The sequence below is a fragment of the Paenibacillus glycanilyticus genome, assembly GCF_051200795.1.
GTDB lineage: Bacteria > Bacillota > Bacilli > Paenibacillales > Paenibacillaceae > Pristimantibacillus > Pristimantibacillus glycanilyticus.
In genome coordinates, this window is record NZ_CP195155.1 from 322,279 (window position 1) to 340,054 (window position 17,776).

Genomic DNA, 17,776 nt, shown 5'->3' on the forward strand with positions numbered 1-17,776 from the left:
GCTTGAAATCAGCATCTAAGAAAGCCTTGTTCAAGAAAAATGTGCCTCTAATGTTGATGTTTGCTCCGGCACTTGCATATTACTTGATTTTTAGATACTTGCCAATAGGCGGGCTTGTCATCTCCTTCGAGAATTACAACTTCTTCGATGGCGTGTTCCATAGTCCATGGGTAGGCTTCAAAAACTTCGAGATGCTCTTCAGCAACGACAAAACGCTCCGGATTATTTGGAATACGTTATGGCTCAGCGTGCTGAACCTGGTGGTAGGCTTCCCCGTACCGATTATTCTGGCGCTTATGATTAATAGCGTTAGACGTTCATGGTATAAAAGATTCGTCCAGACGGTCGTCTATCTGCCGCACTTCTTCTCCTGGGTTATCGTAGGCGGCATGGTCATCACGCTGTTCTCGATGGAGTCCAGCTTCCTGAACCATTGGATTGAGGACAAGTACGGCGAGCCGTATCCGTTCCTGTACAAAACCTTCTCCTGGGTGACGATCTTCGTCGGATCGGGCGTGTGGAAGGAGATGGGCTTCAGCACGATTATTTATCTGGCTGCGCTCACGTCGATCTCGCCGGCCCTGTACGAAGCGGCGGCACTGGACGGGGCAAGCAAATGGAAACAAACCTGGCATGTTACGCTGCCCGGCATCAGAGGCACGATCATCCTAGTGCTCATTCTCTCCATGGGACGAGTCTTAGAGGTTGGTTTCGATCAAATCTACAACCTGCGGAATGCCATGGTATCGGATATCTCCGAAGTGATTAGCACGTACATCTATACCTTGGGTATCCAAGGCGGACAATTCAGTCTTACGACGGCGCTTGGTTTGTTCGAATCGGTGGTAGCCTTTATTCTTATTCTGGGCGCGAACCTGATCGCCAAGAAATTCAATAGCAACTTGTTCTGAGGTGAAGCGAAGATGAGAGAATCTTATGGAGACAAAATAACAAGAATAGGGATTTCGATTCTCCTGCTGCTCATTTCGATCTCGTGTCTGGCTCCCGTCATTAACATTCTATCCATCTCCTTCAGCGGTAAGCAGGCGGTCGAGTCCGGTCAAGTATTGCTATGGCCCATCGACGTAACCCTGCAAAGCTATTCCGCTTTATTCGAAGGAACGCGGGTGCTGGCTTCACTGTGGAACGGGGTTGTTATGACAGTTGGTGGCGTCCTGATCTCGATGGTGTTTACGATTTGTGCGGCTTATCCGTTATCGAAGGGTTATTTCTACGGCAGAAGAACCTTTACGCTGATGCTGCTCTTCACGATGGTCTTCACCGGCGGCTTAATACCCACTTATCTGGTCGTGAAAAGCTTAGGCATGATCGACTCGTATTGGGCCATATGGATGCCCGGTGCGGTCAGCACGTATAATATGCTCATTATGCGTTCCTATTTCGAAGGCATCGAGCCGGAGATCGAAGAGGCTGCCCGGATTGACGGCTGCAGGGAGATGTCCCTGTTATTCCGGATTGTTCTCCCTCTGTCCATGCCTGTGATTGCAACCTTAATCCTGTTCTATGGCGTAGGCTATTGGAACAACTTCATGAACGTACTGATTTATATCAATTCGACCGAAAAATATACGATCATCGTTCTTATCCAGCAAATGATTGCAAGCCAGTCTCTGCTCACAGAGTCGCTCGCGAACGATACGAGTGCCTTGGAGCTGGTGCCTGAAGGCATCAAATCGGCCGGTATTATCGTCCTTATCCTGCCGATGGTCGTGATCTATCCGTTCTTGCAGAAATATTTCGTAAAAGGCGTCATGCTTGGGTCTGTAAAAGGGTAACTAACTTTACATTATGGCTATGGGGGAATAGATAAATGTTAAAGATGACGAAGAGAAACGTCTTGCTGGCCGGCGCATCGGTAACCCTGCTTGGGGTTCTGGCAGCCTGCGGCAGCAACGACAATGCAGATAACAGCGGCGGCAAATCCGCCGACGGCGGCAGCGGCAAAAAGCCGACGATCAGCGCAACGGTGTACGACCGCGGATTGATCGCGGCTTCCGAGGGCACGATGGAGAAAAACCGCTGGACCCAGTGGATTAACGAGAACAGCCCAACAAGCGTGAAATTCACGGCTATTCCGCGGACAGAGTCCAAGCAGAAGCTGAATACACTGTTCGCATCCGGAAGCGCGCCGGATCTGATCTTCGAGTTCGATCCTAACATCAAGAACCCTCTCTATGACCAGAAGCAGCTGATGCCGCTGGACGATATGATCAACCAATACAGCACGACCTACAAAAAACTGCTGGAGGATAATCCGATTCTGAAGCAGGTATCCGTTAAGTCCGACGGCAAAATCTATGAGTTCGGCAAGCTGAACGAAGCGATTCCGCAGTTCATTATCGCGATACGCCAAGACTGGCTGGACAAGCTGAACTTGACCATGCCGAAAACAACAGAAGAGATGTATCAGGTGGCCAAGGCGTTCACCGAGCAGGATCCGGACGGCAACGGCAAGAAGGATACGTACGGACTTAACGTCGGCCCGGGTCTTGGGGATATTTTCGGCGGAACCAACCTCAGCAACTCCTATAAAGACGAGAATGGAACCCTGGTACGTACATGGGATAACTTCGAGGAATACATCGACTTCACCAAACGTCTCTATGACGAAGGCATTATCGATAAAGACTACATTACCGACAATAACGGTGCGAAGGCCCGCCAGGACTTCTTGAACGGCAAGACAGGCATGTTCCTTGTCCAATCGAACTACAGCTTCTGGAACCGTCTCTGGATTACGGATTATGCAACGCTTCAAGCGAACGCGCCGGGTGCTAAGCTGGAAATTATGCCTTATCCGAAATCTCCGCGCGGCCAGTTCATTAACTGGATTAACAATCCGGTGCAGCTGACGGCCGTGGTGAACCGCAATGCGAAGAATCCTGAGGCTGTCATGAAATATGTGGACTTCCTGTCCGAACCGGACACCGGTAGAACGCTGACGAACGGTATTGAGGGTACGCATTGGCAAGCAGGTCCAACAGGCTGTCCGAACCCGATCGACCAAGAGAAGAACAAGACGGAGCTTGGCTATCTGGGCCAGGACTACAATATGATCTTCTCGGTTGTAAGCGGCGGCAAATGCTCGTTCACGGCAAGCAGCTTTAACCCGGATAAGCCGGATGAGAAGCTTGCGAAGGAGAAATTCAAGGAAAACATGGACATCTTCTACAATATGATCGATCAAGGCGCGCAGTTCCCTGGCCTGACTCACTTGGAGCATCTGCCGACGGTTCCGCAGGACCTGCTGGTAGACTTCCAGAATGCCAACACCGAGATCGGCAACCTGATGACAAAAGCGATTGTAAGCGGCGGAAGCTATACAACGGATAAAGCGTTAACCGAGATGCAAGCGCTGTGGAAGAAGTACAATGGCGATAAGCTGGACGCGTTCTACCAAGAATGGTACACGGCCAACAAAGATACGGCGCTGATGCCGGATGATATCTTCCAGATCGTGAAGGATCAGAAGGCGACGCAGGAAGAAATTTTGAAATAGAAATCTTGAAATAGGAATTTTGAAGTTTTGAAAAAAGAACGGCCCCCGGGGGAGCTTAGGCTCTCCGGGGGCTGTTTGTTTTCTAATCGCTGAGAAAAGACGGCCACGCTGGATTTCCTCCATTAAAATCAACCTATAAGGGAGGCGGTGCGGTGCTATGTTGGATTTATTCCAGTGAAAGTGGCCAGAATGAACCGAATCGGTCACTTTAAGCCAATTCTACTGTATTCAATCCAATGTGGCCTAAGCTGTCGGTCAAAAAAGCTGCATTACGCTGCATGCAATCCAACGTAGCTAAAAGCTGTCGGGCGGCATGCCCGTCGCATCTTAAGCAACGATCTTATCAAGCTCGCCGCACCATTTGCTCCAGCCGTACTTGGCGCCATGCAGCGCTTGTTCATTCGTGATTCCGGCCTGCTCGAGATGAAGGTTAACCTTGCCGTCTCCTGCTTCTTGTAGCGTCCAAGTGACGGTATGCTTCATTCCGCCGCTGTTCCACGTATAGGACAACTTATTGCAAGCGTCCACCGTCAGCACTTCGCCGTCAATGATGCCGTCCCAATATTCCGTTGGCTGAGTCCGAAACTGGAATTGGTGACCGACCTCGGGCTTGAAGTTGTTTTCCATTGCCTCGCCGGTATGGATGTTAGCCACCCACTTGCCAAGCTTGCCGGAATCGGTCAAGGCCGACCATAGCTTCTCGATTGTAGTTACGTACTGAAAATCCATGGATAAAGTTAAACTCATCGTTCTTATTCCTCCTCTAATAGTTGGTTAAGGCGCTTCATATTCGCCACCCAGTGTTGAATTTCGCGGATGGGGGAGGCGTTCAGCCGGTAACGCGTTTCTCTGCCGATTTTCCGGTCAATGACCAGTCCGGCGCTTTTCAGAATGGCCAGATGCTTGGATACGGCTGTACGCCCCATGGGGAACGGTTTCGTTAATTCGTGAAGCGGGACTTCCGCGTTAGCCTCGGCTAGCAGGCGGATTAACTGACGCCTGGTTGGATCGGCAATGGCTTCGAATACGTCCTTCAACTGGTCGTTATCGCCCACAACACTCCCTCCAATGTAGTAAACCTCATTTATTGGCTCTAGAGCTTGCGGCTCTCCGGGCGCAGTGCCCACGATGCGATATTTAGGGCGGCGTAGAACAGCGGAAGGATCACGTTGAACCCGCCGGCGCCGTAATCGTGATCAAGCAGATGGGAGAAGGCGGCGCCCGTCATCAAGAAGAAGATCCCGGCATGCGTCCATTCCTTCAGCCGTGGGAAACGTGGTGCAAGGACGGCAATCACGCCAAGCAGCTTCCAAACCCCTAAAATCTGCATGATATACAGGGGGTACCCCAGATTCGCGACGAGATCAACATTCCCGCCTAATTTCATCAGCTGCCCGAGACCGCTGAGCGTAAGAGCTCCTGCAAGCAGCAGGGTAACGGACCAATAGGCGACCTTTTTTCCATGGACCTTAGTTCCTGCGTTTGCGGATGTTACCGCACCAACTGTTTTACTCATTTTCATTTCCTCCTCGAATGGGTTTGTTTTTATGCGAACTGCGACTTCGCTGTGTGTCGTTTGCGTTAATAGGACACCTTTTAGTGTCGGTTTGTGTTTTCAGTATATGACACCTTTTGGTGTCTAGTCAATGACGTTTTGAATAAAATTTGTAAAAAGTTTTTAGAAGAGGATGGGGGGGCGATGCAAACAAACGAAAAAAACCGGAAGGGGATGAGATCCCTTCCGGTTCTGATGAAGATTCGAATGGCTATGTTCCCGGTGAACCGGGCTTACAGCTTATTTATTACTCCGTACAGCATTTGAGCGGCTTCCGCGCGGGTCGAGGTGCCAAGCGGAACGAATTCGCCCTTCGCCCGTCCTTGGACAATGCCAAGCGCCGCAGCCTTCTTGACGTTATTCAATGCCCAAGCGGAGATGGAGGCTTCATCTTTGAATGGCTCGGCAGCCGTAACCGGCGGCTTGCCTTTCATGAGTTCGTAGCCTCGCATCGCGAGCGTAGCCATTTCCTGACGGGTAATGTTGGCGCCAGGGGAGAACGTTGTGCTGCTTACGCCTTGCACGATGCCCGCTTTGTAAGCCGTGGCAACGTCGGCCGCATACCAGGCGCCTGCGGGAATATCCGTGAAGGCAGGCGTTCCTTCCGCCTTCAACCCAAGCGCTCTGACGAGCAGCGCCGTGAATTCGGCGCGGGTAACGCTTCGGTTCGGCTCGAAGGTGGATGCGGTCGTGCCGGTCACGATCTGTTTTGCGAAGAGCTCCTTAATCACGCCGGATGCCCAGTAGCTGCTTGGGACATCAGAGAAATTCTTGTTGATCTCGAGTACCGCGTAAGAGCTGAAATGCGAGAGCTGTGCAACATAAACGCCATTCTCGTAAGTCCCGCCAACAAACTCGGGGGCTCCGCTATCCGGGAGGTAGAAGATGGACGCCAGCTTCGGATTGATTGAAGCGTCTACCGGCAATCGAAGCGTCACGGGCTCTTTGAATTGATGCAGATCGTACGATGTGCCGTCCGCCGCAATCCATTGCAGCTTCAGCTCGTAGCTGTATCCGCTTAGCTTGGTATCCGCGCCGAGTGCTGGCTTCGCTGCTCCTTCGACCGGCTTGATGGTTAGGGAGATCGAGCCGCCTTGCAGCTGCGCTGAGGTTAAGCTTGTCTTCAGTTCGCTGAACACGCTTGAAGGTATGTCCAGCTCGGCTTTGCCGGAGGTGACGATGCTCAGCGTGCCTTTTCCAAGCAGCTCGTCCGTATTGGACGGCAGCTTGATCACGGCAGCGGATGCCGGTACCTCAATAGGTTTGCCATTCTTTAATTGATCGGCTGTCACCGTTAAGGTTCCTGCCGGCTGGGCGGGCGAGCCGCCCGAGGATCCGCCGGATCCCCCTGATTCGCCTCCCGATGAACCGATTTGAATGGAGGCGGCATAATGACCGTCAATCGTGCTTGAGGCTAACTCCGAATCGACGAGCCGGATCTTTCTGACCTCGACGTCGGCTTTTCCGTTAGCAGCCGCGGTGAAGGTGAAGGAGGCGAGATCCAGATCACCGCTGTCGCCTGGTGAGCTTCCCGACTTCGTATGGGCGAATACGAGATGGGATTCGCCCCCGCCGTCGGCGACCACCGTGGCCGGCGTACTAAAGCCGACCGCGGCTGTCTTTTCGCTGCCTGTTTTAAAGGTCAGCAGATCGGAATCGTAATAGACATGTAATTCATAAGCATATACATCCTGCAGCTTGCTTCCTTTTACCGTGACGGTAATCTCATCGCCGCTGTTCAGGGCGCTTTTGTCGGTTGAGACGGAAAAGGAGGGCGGATCAGCCGCGGCCATCGCATATTGGGGGACGAGCATGGCTATCGCCAAGCAGATTGTAGCAAGCAAGGAAAGTCGTTTACGGGCCATAACAGATTCGTCCTTTCTCGTATAGTAAAACGCCGGCGAAAAGAATGCCTTGTGCTTTATTTGCCGGTCAGAGCAGGAACCGACGTTGGCGCTTCACGGTGATGCGTTGCTTGTTCATAGGCATAGCCAAGCTTGATAAGCTCGCCTTCCTCGTAAGGGCGTCCAAGCAGCTCAATGCCAACCGGCAGACCGCTGGATACGTAACCAGCCGGAACGCTGATTGCCGGGAAGCCGGAAAATGGGCTCAGGCGGTTCGCGTTACCGGAGCCGGAACCGGCAGGTCCCGCGGTCGAAGGATACAGGATCGCGTCAAGATTGTTGTCGGCCATCAAGCCAAGCAGCGACTGCTGCGTCGTGCGCGGCCGGAACAGCACGATATCCTTGTATTCCTGGGTGTCAAGCGACACAACGTTGTTCCGAGTGGTCAACGTGCTCTGCAGCGCCGGCAGGAAGTCGTTGCCCGAGTTGATAATGTCCTGCAGGGAATGATAGCGGACCACGTTAGGGTCGACAAACCTGGCGTTGGACAAGTAGTCGTTCAGGTTGAATTTGAATTCATAACCGCTGAGGCTTGGGTATTTCAAAATATCGGTGATATTCGGGATGTTAACGCCAACTACCGTTGCGCCTTGATCGCGCATATCCTGGGCAGCTTGATTAAGCAGAGCCAGCACTTCCTGATTGTTGCCTATAACGCTGCTGTCCATGACAAGGCCGATACGGGCGCCTTTAAGTCCATTCTTGTCCAAAAATCTCGTGTAGCTGACTGGCTTTCTGCCGACGCTTCCTGCTGTGGCGATATCGTTCGGATCGTAGCCGCTGACCGCGTCAAGCAGAATGGCTGCGTCGGATACGTTTCTCGCCATTGGTCCGCCTACGTCCTGGGACAGCGCGAGCGGAATAATGCCGTCGCGGCTTGTCAGGCCAATCGTTGGACGGATGCCGACAATGCTATTCCATGACGAAGGGATGCGGATCGAACCGCCTGTATCGGTGCCGAGACCGGCTACTCCAAAGTTGGATGCAAGCGATGCGCCTGTACCGCCGCTGGAGCCGCCCGGGTTTAGTTTAATATTGTAAGGATTCCACGTTTGTCCGCCCAACGAGCTGTTCGTGTCCGTGTTAATCGCGAATTCGCTCAGGTTGGCCTTGGCCAGGATGATCGCTCCGGCATCCTTCAGCTTCTTGATCATGAAGGCGTCGCTCACGGTCTGGTTGTCCTTCAGGCAGGTACACCCTGCGCTTGTTGGCATGCCAAGCGTATCGTAGTTATCCTTGACGATGATCGGAATGCCGTGCATAAGACCGCGCGGACCTTGCTCCTTGCGCTCTTCGTCGAGCGCTTTGGCGGTAGCCAGCGCATCCGGATTAACCGTGATAAGTGAATTGATCGTATCGTCGTATTCATTGATCCGGTCCAGATACATCTGAACGAGCTGCTCGGAAGTCAATTTGCCGGCCGCCATGGCATTCTGAATGCTCATGATATCGGCTTCCATCAGTTCGAAGGGCTGACCGTTGTCGTAGAGCACCTTTTTGCCCAAGGCGGCGAGATCCTGGACATCGATGGTATTGTTTTTGTTGAAATCGCCGTTTGCAACCTTCGTCCAGTTCGAATCATCCGAGGCAATACCGAAGTATTTGATCAGGACGGAGAGATCGCCTACGTCGATGACGCTGTTATTATTCAGATCACCCTCGGCTGCGCCCGTAATCTGGACGGCAAGCGATTCCTCCGGCGTTTGAACCGTGCTTCCGTCGTCGATGCCAAGCTCAACCGTGCCGGTGATTCCGCTTAGATCCGAAGCCGTGTTGGCTTTGAAGGTCAAGGTGAGGAGAGTGCCGGCCGTTGTTAGGCTGCCCGTTGTATCCGTCGTTACGATGGTCACCTTGCCGGACTCGGCGTTTATCCCGGCAATGGTTACGGCCGAATTAGCTGATGTCGCGGATAAATACTCAAATTGAGTCGGGTCGTATTCGAAAATAAATTTACCTGCAGTTGCATCGCCGGTAGCGCCCGTCAGCGATACGTTTACGTCGAAGGAGTTGCCGACCGAGGTGAGGGCAGGGCCGGAGAGCTGAACCAACGCCTTCGGCTCCTGTACTTGGGGCTGCTCCAGAGCGGTTGGCGTGCTTGTGCCGCTGGCATAAGCGCCGGTATCCAGGATCGGGGTGAAAAGAAGCGAGGTGCTTAGCATTACAAGGCTGGCTAATTTCGTAATCGGTTTAATCATGGCGTCCTCCTTGGATTGGCATAAGCCAGTCTATTAATGTCAAATATAATTACTTAGTAGACAAAAGCGGCATGAGACAATGATTATATATGACATGTAAGTTACATAGAAGAACCTCCCCTGAATCTCTCTATCCGTCTATCGATTAATATTAGTTTGGTTAACTAGTCAATTCAAACAAGATGAAAGGCGAAGAAAACGCTTAAATACCACGTTTCTTTTGATTTCATCGATTTTTTGATAATGATCTCTTCAGAGTGCAAATTATGTAAGATAAATGTTAATTTTTATCACATTAAATAAAAAAGAGGCAGTCATAGACCGCAAGGTCTCGACTGCCTCTCATTGCTCTGCTATAGATAAATGTTCTTGGCCAAACCGTCTTTAGCCGTCGTGACGACTACTCATGCCATGGGGAATGAAGCACGCTATGGCAGAAATTCGGCCGTTTAAAGCCCGGAAGCAGCATCTCGCACACGTCGGCGTTAATGGTGCCGTATGTCGTTTCCGGTTTGTGCTTAAACCCATCCAGGAAAGCATGGAGAATCCCGTGCTTGAAGTTGTCGCGAGGAAAATGCTTGACGACTTGCTCCCGCGCTTCGGTGGAAATGAGTTCGAAATTTTTCCCCACGACATCGTAACCAACGCCAAAGTTCATAAGCGCAACTTCGGCTTCCTTGTATTCGACGATTCCTATGGTGGAATGAAGAGCCACAGCATCCCAAGCCAGGCGGATGAACTCTTCCGAAACGTCGCGACTTTTAAGGAAATCCCGGACAGCGTTAGCCCCATCGACCTCAAAGCGTTTGTCATCGCTGCGGAAGGCGGGGGTAAGTCCGATATCGTGAAAAAGCGAGCTGATATATAGCAATTCGGGATCGTATTTGATTTGATTCAGGTTCCCCTTCATCGCCGCAAACAAAAATACCCGGTTCGAATGATTCCACAACAGATCGTCGCCGTGCTCGCGCAATAACTCGGCTGCTTCAACGGCCAGCTTGCTGTCGGGAATCTTGATATCCGCAATAAAAGTCGACATCGATTATCCCCCTCTCTCACGAAACCAAAATGTTAGACGGTTACTTTGCTTGCCAGACGCGCTGCCGCTTCTTCGGCTTCTTTTTTCGCTTTATCCAGTACTTCCGTTTTGTCCAGCACGTTAGTGCCTTGCGCCCGGATAATCCGGTAATCCTCGATGCCGAGGAAGTTAAACATCGATTTGAGGTACTTGTGGGAGAATTCGTTGTCCGTGTACCAGTCGTTATTCGTGTAGATGCCGCCGCTGCCTTGGATAACGAGCAGGCTCCGGCCGTCGGTTAATAAGCCTACGCCGCCGTTTTCCGTATATTTAAAAGTCTCGCGAGCGATCATGACGTTATCCATGTAATCCTTCAGGCGGGAAGGGATATTGAAGTTGTGAAGTGGCATGATAATCACATATTTCTTTGCGCTCTTGAATTGCTGCAGGATTTCGTTCATTCTGCCGGTGACGCGTTTCTCTTCGTCCGTCAGCTCTTCGCCGGAGGCTAATTTACCCCAAGCGCCCAGAACGGTACTGTCTAATTCCGGGATTTCTTCACTATAAAGATCGATTTGCTCGATCGGTGCGTTTGGATTCAGCTTACGGTAATTCTCAATGAAATGATGGCCGACTTGCAGGCTGACAGAAGCGGCGGAGTCTACAGTAGCATGCGCATTAATAACAAGAAGCTTTTCCATTTTCTTTCACTCCTGAATTATGTTTTTGCTAATTGGCGACAATCTTAATCGCCGATTAGGTGTGACTCCAATATACGACTTCATTTAGCCAAAGTCAATTCCATTTTTATGCCAAGCTAAAGTTGACAAGGGACGCCGTTATCATTAAATTTATAGTATTTACCCATGCGATAATGGGAGGAGTTATCATGCAGTATAGCGTCGGAGTAGAGTATGCCTTGCATTGTCTGGTTTACTTGATTCCTAATGAATCAACGATTGGCATCAAAGAGCTTGCTTTTTTCCAAGGCATACCGGAGACATATTTGTCCAAAATATTTACAAAGCTGACTAAGGCCGGCATCGTCTCGTCGGTTCCCGGCGTTAAAGGCGGATTTAAGCTTGCGCGCGATCCAGACGACATTTCCTTTTGGGATGTAGTTGAGGCTGTGGAGGGAAGGAAGCCGATTTTCCAGTGCCAGAACATAAAGGATAAGGGCTACCTTTATCGCGACCGCGATTGCTCGGACTGTGCGGCATCCACGGGCTCCTGCTCGATTAATTTAGTCATGCTCGAAGCCGAAGAGACTATGCAGAATTATTTACGGAATAAGAAATTGTCTTGGCTGGAGGAGGAGCTGGATCGTGTGCTGCCTGCGGAGAAACGCAAGCAGACGCGGGAGTTTTTCGCGAAGGGCAGTTCCGTCTGACAAAATATAGCCCCGAAATAAACCGGCGTTGCCCCATTAGAATGGCAACGCCGGTTTGTTTCGGTTTTTTCATAGGATTTCCAAAAAGGCTTTCAGTCGTTCCAACTGCAAGAAATGATGCCTGTAGTGCATCTCGACTAACAAAAACCACTCTGTTGCGTTTAGTGCGCCAAAGTTGGGATGAGGGACTGTATGTTCTGGTGGCGCTTGAATTAAAGTGGGTTCCGTGCTTCTCATTCGTTCCGCAACGTCCTCGAGTCCCGCGATCAGCTGCTCCTTATTGTCCGGCTGCTGAGGCGTATACTGCGGAGAATCCGGAACCCGGATCCGAATGGGCGGGAAGCTCCCAAGCTCAAAGGCAGCTTTGCCATTTTCTGTTTTGACTCCAGTGCCTACCAACACCGCGTCGCTTCCCGCGATGCATTGATCCACGTTGCGCAGATGCATGTATTGAGCGGACCGGATCAAATGGACGTACATTTGCCCAATCGACCAATCTTCCTCGCTTGGCTTAGCAAGTAGTTGCTCTATGCTGATGTGGTTTAGTTCATCGATATACCGTTCAACCGATTTCTCAAATGCCTGCAAGGCTTCCGTTGTGCTTCTCATCTTACCAACACTCCTTCAATGTTTCGGATAATCCCAATATAAAAGAACGCTACTGACAACAGTATGTCAGTAGCGTTTTAACATTTTTTCGGCTTCTGCCCGAACCCGGCAGCGCAAAGACTCCGGTTCCATAACCTCAACCTCTCCGCCCCAGCTAAGGATAAGAGGGAGAATTTCCTCCGGCGCCCGAACGCGGAAATGCACCCAAAGACCATCCTTGCGCTCCTCGGCCGATTCGATATAGAAATTGCCGGACTCCGCGATTTTGTCGGCAATCTCGGGGTTGGCCCGAATCCATATATGCTCATTGCGATCATCCTGCGGACGGTAACGATTTAAGTTGAACCCTTGCGGCATGGCAAACGGCGTGTCGAGCACGGCCAGTTCCGTCATTCGCGACAACCGGAAGTGGCGGATATCCTGGCGCAGCCCGCAATGCCCGACAAGCATCCAATTGCCCTGAGCAAAAGCCAAGCCGTAAGGGGCTACCTCGCGGGTGCTCTCCCGGTTGCCGTCTGCTTCCGGCGTCTTTTTCTTATAGGAGAAGCTGATTTTACGACGCTCCAGGATGGCTCGCCTCACTTGTCCGAGGATGTCCTTTTCCTTCAAGCCGGTTCTAGGTTCTCCGGCATTCAGGAGCCGCATCGTTTCCCGGACGCGAGTCGACTCTTCCCGTACAGTCTCCGGGAGGATAGCTTCAATCTTGCTTCTCGCAGCCTTCGCTACTCTTACGTAATCGCCATCCAGCCGCTGCTCGATAAAGTCAGCGCCCATCAGCAGGGCCACCGCTTCCTCGGCCGAAAATCCGATGGGCGGCAGAAAATAGCCTTCCATTAGGGAGTAGCCATGCCCGGGAGCGCCAAAGATGGGGACGCCCATCTCGCTTAAGGCTTGAATGTCCCGATAGATGGTCCGCACGCTCGTCTCGTATAGGGAGGCCAGATCCTCCGCTCTTATTACTTTGCTCCGCTGCAGCTCAAGCATGATGGCGAGCTGCCGATCGGTTTTGTTCATTTTTTCCTCCGGTACACTCTTTAATTGCAAGTTCGATCGGATCATTCTACCTATAAAGTATATCAATCGACTTATTTGATTACTAGCTGGCGGATGGACGGGCTACGTTGGAGTTTGTCCAGTAAAAAGGGGCGGAAATGCAGAGACTTGGTGGCTACATTGGATTCTATCCAACGAAATAGGCGGTGAGGGGTTAGTTTGGGGCATAAGCGGCTAATTCTGATGGATAAAATCCAACGTAAGGTAAGAGGTTTGCCGAAATGGGGCAATTACGCTGGATGAGATCCAACGTAGGATTTTCTATGATCTAAGCTTCGCTCTTCTCCATATGACCCAAACAGTAAGATAAAGGTGAAATGATCCCAGGCAGACAAGGACTACGTCTAGCCATAAGGAGTCCGTTAATAGATAGTATTGTTGCGGAAAGTATTGTGCCGTCGAAGCCACCGGGTTCGTCGAGAAATCCTGCTCTACCGATAACGTCTTCTTATGGCTATAGTACGACTCAACGCCTAACAGGCAGATCGTGATTATCCCTGACAGTAATATTCCGCGTATGATGATTATCTTTATGATGATCTCTCCTAACGAGTTCCGTATGTCAACTAGCTCGAAGCAAGCAGCTTTTGTTTAAATGCGGCCAAGACTTTTTTTCTTTCCTCGAGGTCTTCCTTATTGGAAACTTCCCAAAGCGCGAGCTCTGCACCTGAATCAATAAGCGTAATCGTTTTAATTTTAATGTTCTCGAGCACATGGTTTTTCTCCAATTGAGCACCGGCAAGGCCCAAGTAAACGAGCGTCATGACTTCCAAATCTTCTTCATCATCAAATTCTTCATGGTAGCTACCGAGAATGCTTTTGCTGGCTTCTTCAGCGGATAGGCCTTCTGCTAATAAATCGAAATAATCGTCGCGCACATCGCATGTCGTATCATCATCAAAAATTCCCGTTCCCCAAGCACCCACAGCTAACACCCTCTCTAGAATTGTTTGTCTTTGTTAGTTTCCTGATCTCTTTTATGTTGTCTATAACGTATAATCGCAACGGGTAAATTCAAGGCTCCCATTAGGAAGCAACTGATTAATGGCACTATCTCAGGAAAAGTAAAGTAATTAGGCTCGCCGTTGCCAACCGGTCCGGTTTTCGGGTGGTGCATATCCCACAACATATGTAGCGAGAAAATCACCGGCAACAATAGGCATACGATACTTGAAAGGATATGGATGATAGATCTGGTCACAAGTGGTTATCTCCTCCTGCTTATCGGATTATTCCACTATAAGTATTCGGTTTCTAATAGGAAGTTCCTTTATTTGTAAGATACTTCTCCCTTCATAAATGAAGAAAAACTTTCATAATGTTAAAAATAATAGTTTTTTACTAAAAATCCATATCCCCGTAACATGCCTCTTACAATCGGGCACTATCATCTAACTCGAGAGACAAACAAAGATGAGGACGTGGAGAGCCCATCTACTAGGAGGAAGTTATCCTTATGTTCATTTCGAAGAAAAAAACAGCTTTAGTCCTGCTTACGGCAGCATCCGCCATGACGATCATGTCGGCCTGCGGCCAAGACAACAAGAGCTCGAATACACTCTCGGATGCGGTGCCATCAGATGCGCCAGCAAGCACAAATGCAAATACCACGGCGCCTTCAGCCGGCCCGTTCGCTGCACCGGCAGCGGAATCGGTTGATGAATTGTACGCCAAAGCGAAGGAAGAAGGCAAGCTGATTGTCTATTCCACCTCCGGACGTGCGAACGACGCGGCGGAGACTTTCATGAAGCAATACCCGGGCATCAAGGTTGAAGTCAGCAAGGTGAAGTCCGACGAGATGATGGACAAGGTGACGAAGGAGCAGGACGCCGGGCAGTTTAACCCGGACGTTATTATTACGAAGGAAGTCAGCGGAGCTGTTGAGGAAGAAATGGTGATGACGGGCCGCTATATCAAATACCTGCCGGAGGATATCGCGCCGATGGTCGACGAGCCTTACCGCACGCAGGCGGAAGCTTATGCGAACTACGTGGAGTTCCGTACTCTTTTCTACAATAAATCTACATACGCGGAAGCGCCCGTAACGAACTGGTGGGACCTGACGACTCCGGAGTTCAAGGGCAAAGTCTACACGGCTGATCCACTCAGCTCCCCAGCTTTTATGGACTTGTTCACGACAATGGTCATCAACAGCGACGACATGGCGGCGGCTTACAAAGAGAAGTTCGGCAAAGACATCGTCCTTAACGGTACGGATAATGCAGGCTACGAGTTCATCAAAGAGCTGTTCGACAACGACCTTATCGTGTTAAAAGGCAGCGACGACGTCCTCGACGCCATTGGCAAAGCCAAAAGCGATGCCCTTGGCCTAGCGGTGTCCGGCGACGTATCGAAGAACGAAGAGAAGGGCTGGACGATCGCTCCGATCTATGACATTAAACCGAAAACATCGGTTCCGGATTCCGGGTACTTTTTCATCGCGAACAAAGCTCCTCACGAAGCAGCCGCGAAGCTGTTCATCCGTTGGATGATGGGCGAGAAGGACGGTACGGGCGAAGGTCTTGCTCCGTTCAACGAGGTGGGCTCGTGGGTACCGCGTTCGGACGTGAAGACGAAGAACGACATTTCCTTCGAGGAGCTGAACCTGTGGCTGTTCGACGGCGATGCCCTGTACAAGACCGCACCGAAAGTGCGCGACTTCTGGATTAAGCAAAAATAACCCCAAGCAAGGTGGAGAGAGAATTGGCGAACAAAACGGCGCTAACCGTGAGAAGCACGCGGTTCTATAACGGGCTGTTGAACGGGTTGAGGAGCCCCATTCATCTGATCGGGCTGGCGGCTTTGCTCTTCCTGGCGTATACGGTTCTCTGGCCCGTCCTGAAAATTCTGTATACGACCTTCTTATGGAGGCAGCAGGACGTCCGTCTGACGGGGGAAGCGAATCCGGGGCATTTCACGCTGTACCATTGGACCCGCGTGCTGGCGAGTGATATGAGCATGAATTTGTTTTATAAGCCGATTCTCAATTCGCTTGGAGTTGGCTTCGCCGTCTCGGCGCTGTCGATGCTGATTGGTTGCGGGCTAGCGTGGCTGGTCGTGCGGACGAACGTTCCATGGAAAAAAACGATCGCCTTCCTGGCCGTCATCCCGTATTTGCTGCCGTCCTGGATTATCTCGCAGGCATGGCTCACCTTCTTCAAAAACAGCAAAATCGGCGGGGCGCCCGGCATTATGGAGGCCCTCTTCCATGTGTCTCCGCCGGACTGGCTGTCCTACGGCTTTGTGCCGATCGTGGTGTCCCTGTCGATTCACGACAGCGTGTTCTTCTTCCTCATCGTGGGAGCGGCGCTTAGCTCGATGAACAGCCAGCTCGAAGAGGCGGCAAGCGTGACGGGAGCGGCTCGGTGGACGATTTTGCGGCGGATTGTGTTTCCACTGGTGATGCCGTCGATTTTGTCCGGTTTTATCCTGATTTTCACGAAAGCAATCAGCTCCTATGGGGTTCCGGCTTTGCTTGGCACGCCAGTTAACTTCTATATGATTTCAACGATGCTGTATTCCAGCATACGCTCGAGGCTGACGACCGAAGCCAATGTGCTTAGTCTAACGCTGATGCTGATCTCGATGCTGACGATCTATCTGAACCAACGGGTAGTGGGGCGGAGAAAAAGCTTCGTTACCGTAACGGGTAAAGACAGCGCTAGAACGCTGACCTCCCTTGGACGCTGGAGATATCCGGCAGCGGGGACGGCGGCGGTTGTGATGATTCTCATCTCCGTCGTGCCGCTGCTTGTGCTGCTGTTCCAGTCTTTTATGCTGAAGGAAGGCGTCTATTCGCTCGGCAACTTCACCACGCATTACTGGTGGGGCGGCTCCGATCCGAACATCAACACAGGTGAGAAGGGCGTCCTGCAAAACGATATTTTTATGCTCGCGCTGAAAAATTCCTTATACATCGCAGGGGTCGCCTCCGTCATAGCGGCGGTCATCGGGCTTGTGCTCGGTTATGTCGTTGCTAGAGGCAGGCAATCGTGGATTGGGCGGATGGTGGATCAGGTCTCTTTTCTGCCGTATCTCATTCCGGGCATCTCGCTTGCCGCGATATATATCTCCATGTTTGCAAAGCCAACCCTAATCATTCCGGCTCTGTACGGGACAATTACGTTATTGATCTTAATTACCGTCGTAAAAGAATTGCCGTTCACCGTCAAAGCGGGCAGCGCCTCGATGATGCAGATCGGCAAGGAACTGGAGGAAGCGGCGCAGATCAGCGGGGCTTCGTGGTTTACGCGGTTCCGAAGGATTCTGCTGCCGCTTAACCGAAAAAGCTTAATGTCGGCGTTTCTCCTCGTGTTTATTGGGGCGATGAAGGAGATGGAGCTCATTATTATGCTGATCACTCCGCGCACGGAGACGCTGACGACCATTACCTTCTATTATGCCGAGAAGGGCTATGAGCAGCTGACGAATGTCATCCTGATGATCATTATCGCGATCGTCATTACGGTATATTTCCTTGCGGTGAAGTTCGGCAAGGCCGATCTGACGCAAGGGATTGGAGGGCAATAACT

General features: G+C 51.2%; 16 protein-coding genes. 6 read left to right on the forward strand and 10 right to left on the reverse strand.

Translation table 11 applies throughout. The annotated features are described in order from the left end of the window. The first annotated feature begins 2 nt into the window (after nucleotides 1–2). The 3 genes from ACR9FF_RS01605 to ACR9FF_RS01615 are packed head-to-tail and all read left to right on the forward strand — an operon-like array spanning nucleotide 3 to nucleotide 3,520. Nucleotides 3–911, forward strand: coding sequence for an ABC transporter permease (locus ACR9FF_RS01605; protein ID WP_012772272.1), 909 nt, complete (start codon nucleotides 3–5; stop codon nucleotides 909–911). Between the two features lie 12 nt (nucleotides 912–923). Then, nucleotides 924–1,796, forward strand: coding sequence for a carbohydrate ABC transporter permease (locus tag ACR9FF_RS01610; RefSeq protein WP_435168438.1), 873 nt, complete (start codon nucleotides 924–926; stop codon nucleotides 1,794–1,796). A 35-nt stretch (nucleotides 1,797–1,831) separates the two neighbouring features. Then, nucleotides 1,832–3,520: an extracellular solute-binding protein gene (locus tag ACR9FF_RS01615; protein WP_435168441.1), complete on the forward strand. Its 1,689-nt coding sequence runs from the start codon at nucleotides 1,832–1,834 to the stop codon at nucleotides 3,518–3,520. A 327-nt stretch (nucleotides 3,521–3,847) separates the two neighbouring features. On the opposite strand, the gene ACR9FF_RS01620 is transcribed toward ACR9FF_RS01615, so the two are convergent. From ACR9FF_RS01620 to ACR9FF_RS01650, 7 genes are all read right to left on the reverse strand, one after another. Further along, complete coding sequence (locus ACR9FF_RS01620) at nucleotides 3,848–4,267, reverse strand: SRPBCC family protein (RefSeq protein ID WP_435168444.1); 420 nt, start codon at nucleotides 4,265–4,267, stop codon at nucleotides 3,848–3,850. Between the two features lie 5 nt (nucleotides 4,268–4,272). Then, nucleotides 4,273–4,575, reverse strand: coding sequence for an ArsR/SmtB family transcription factor (locus tag ACR9FF_RS01625; protein WP_435168447.1), 303 nt, complete (start codon nucleotides 4,573–4,575; stop codon nucleotides 4,273–4,275). 38 nt (nucleotides 4,576–4,613) lie between these two features. Beyond that, nucleotides 4,614–5,036, reverse strand: a complete 423-nt coding sequence (locus tag ACR9FF_RS01630) for a DoxX family protein (RefSeq protein ID WP_435168450.1) — start codon at nucleotides 5,034–5,036, stop codon at nucleotides 4,614–4,616. 272 nt (nucleotides 5,037–5,308) lie between these two features. Continuing rightward, a complete protein-coding gene (locus tag ACR9FF_RS01635; protein WP_435168454.1) occupies nucleotides 5,309–6,940 on the reverse strand; it encodes an S-layer homology domain-containing protein in 1,632 nt (543 codons plus the stop codon). A gap of 56 nt (nucleotides 6,941–6,996) precedes the next feature. Further along, nucleotides 6,997–9,174 carry an amidase family protein gene (locus ACR9FF_RS01640; RefSeq protein ID WP_435168456.1) on the reverse strand — a complete coding sequence of 726 codons (2,178 nt, stop codon included), beginning with the start codon at nucleotides 9,172–9,174 and terminating at the stop codon, nucleotides 6,997–6,999. A gap of 400 nt (nucleotides 9,175–9,574) precedes the next feature. After that, entirely contained in the window at nucleotides 9,575–10,213 is a 639-nt protein-coding gene (locus ACR9FF_RS01645; protein ID WP_435168458.1) for an HD domain-containing protein, read from the reverse strand. Nucleotides 10,214–10,245: 32 nt separating this feature from the next. Then, complete coding sequence (locus ACR9FF_RS01650) at nucleotides 10,246–10,893, reverse strand: FMN-dependent NADH-azoreductase (protein WP_435168460.1); 648 nt, start codon at nucleotides 10,891–10,893, stop codon at nucleotides 10,246–10,248. 188 nt (nucleotides 10,894–11,081) lie between these two features. Between ACR9FF_RS01650 and ACR9FF_RS01655 the strand changes: the two genes are divergently transcribed. Beyond that, the gene (locus ACR9FF_RS01655) at nucleotides 11,082–11,582 is read left to right on the forward strand and encodes an Rrf2 family transcriptional regulator (protein WP_435168463.1); all 501 of its coding nucleotides are present in this window, start codon (nucleotides 11,082–11,084) and stop codon (nucleotides 11,580–11,582) included. A gap of 69 nt (nucleotides 11,583–11,651) precedes the next feature. On the opposite strand, the gene ACR9FF_RS01660 is transcribed toward ACR9FF_RS01655, so the two are convergent. The 3 genes from ACR9FF_RS01660 to ACR9FF_RS01670 all read right to left on the reverse strand — a co-directional run bounded on the left by ACR9FF_RS01660 (nucleotide 11,652) and on the right by ACR9FF_RS01670 (nucleotide 14,170). Beyond that, nucleotides 11,652–12,191 carry a DinB family protein gene (locus ACR9FF_RS01660; RefSeq protein ID WP_435168465.1) on the reverse strand — a complete coding sequence of 180 codons (540 nt, stop codon included), beginning with the start codon at nucleotides 12,189–12,191 and terminating at the stop codon, nucleotides 11,652–11,654. A gap of 66 nt (nucleotides 12,192–12,257) precedes the next feature. Next, complete coding sequence (locus tag ACR9FF_RS01665) at nucleotides 12,258–13,205, reverse strand: helix-turn-helix transcriptional regulator (protein ID WP_435168467.1); 948 nt, start codon at nucleotides 13,203–13,205, stop codon at nucleotides 12,258–12,260. Between the two features lie 605 nt (nucleotides 13,206–13,810). Beyond that, nucleotides 13,811–14,170, reverse strand: coding sequence for a MarR family transcriptional regulator (locus ACR9FF_RS01670; protein WP_435168469.1), 360 nt, complete (start codon nucleotides 14,168–14,170; stop codon nucleotides 13,811–13,813). A gap of 530 nt (nucleotides 14,171–14,700) precedes the next feature. On the opposite strand from ACR9FF_RS01670, the gene ACR9FF_RS01675 reads away from it, so the two are divergent. Together ACR9FF_RS01675 and ACR9FF_RS01680 are read left to right on the forward strand one after the other, a co-directional pair. Then, entirely contained in the window at nucleotides 14,701–15,924 is a 1,224-nt protein-coding gene (locus ACR9FF_RS01675) for an ABC transporter substrate-binding protein (RefSeq protein ID WP_435168471.1), read from the forward strand. Between the two features lie 23 nt (nucleotides 15,925–15,947). Beyond that, nucleotides 15,948–17,774 (forward strand): ABC transporter permease, encoded by a 1,827-nt coding sequence (locus ACR9FF_RS01680; protein WP_435168473.1) that lies wholly within the window; start codon nucleotides 15,948–15,950, stop codon nucleotides 17,772–17,774. The last annotated feature ends 2 nt before the right edge of the window (nucleotides 17,775–17,776 follow it).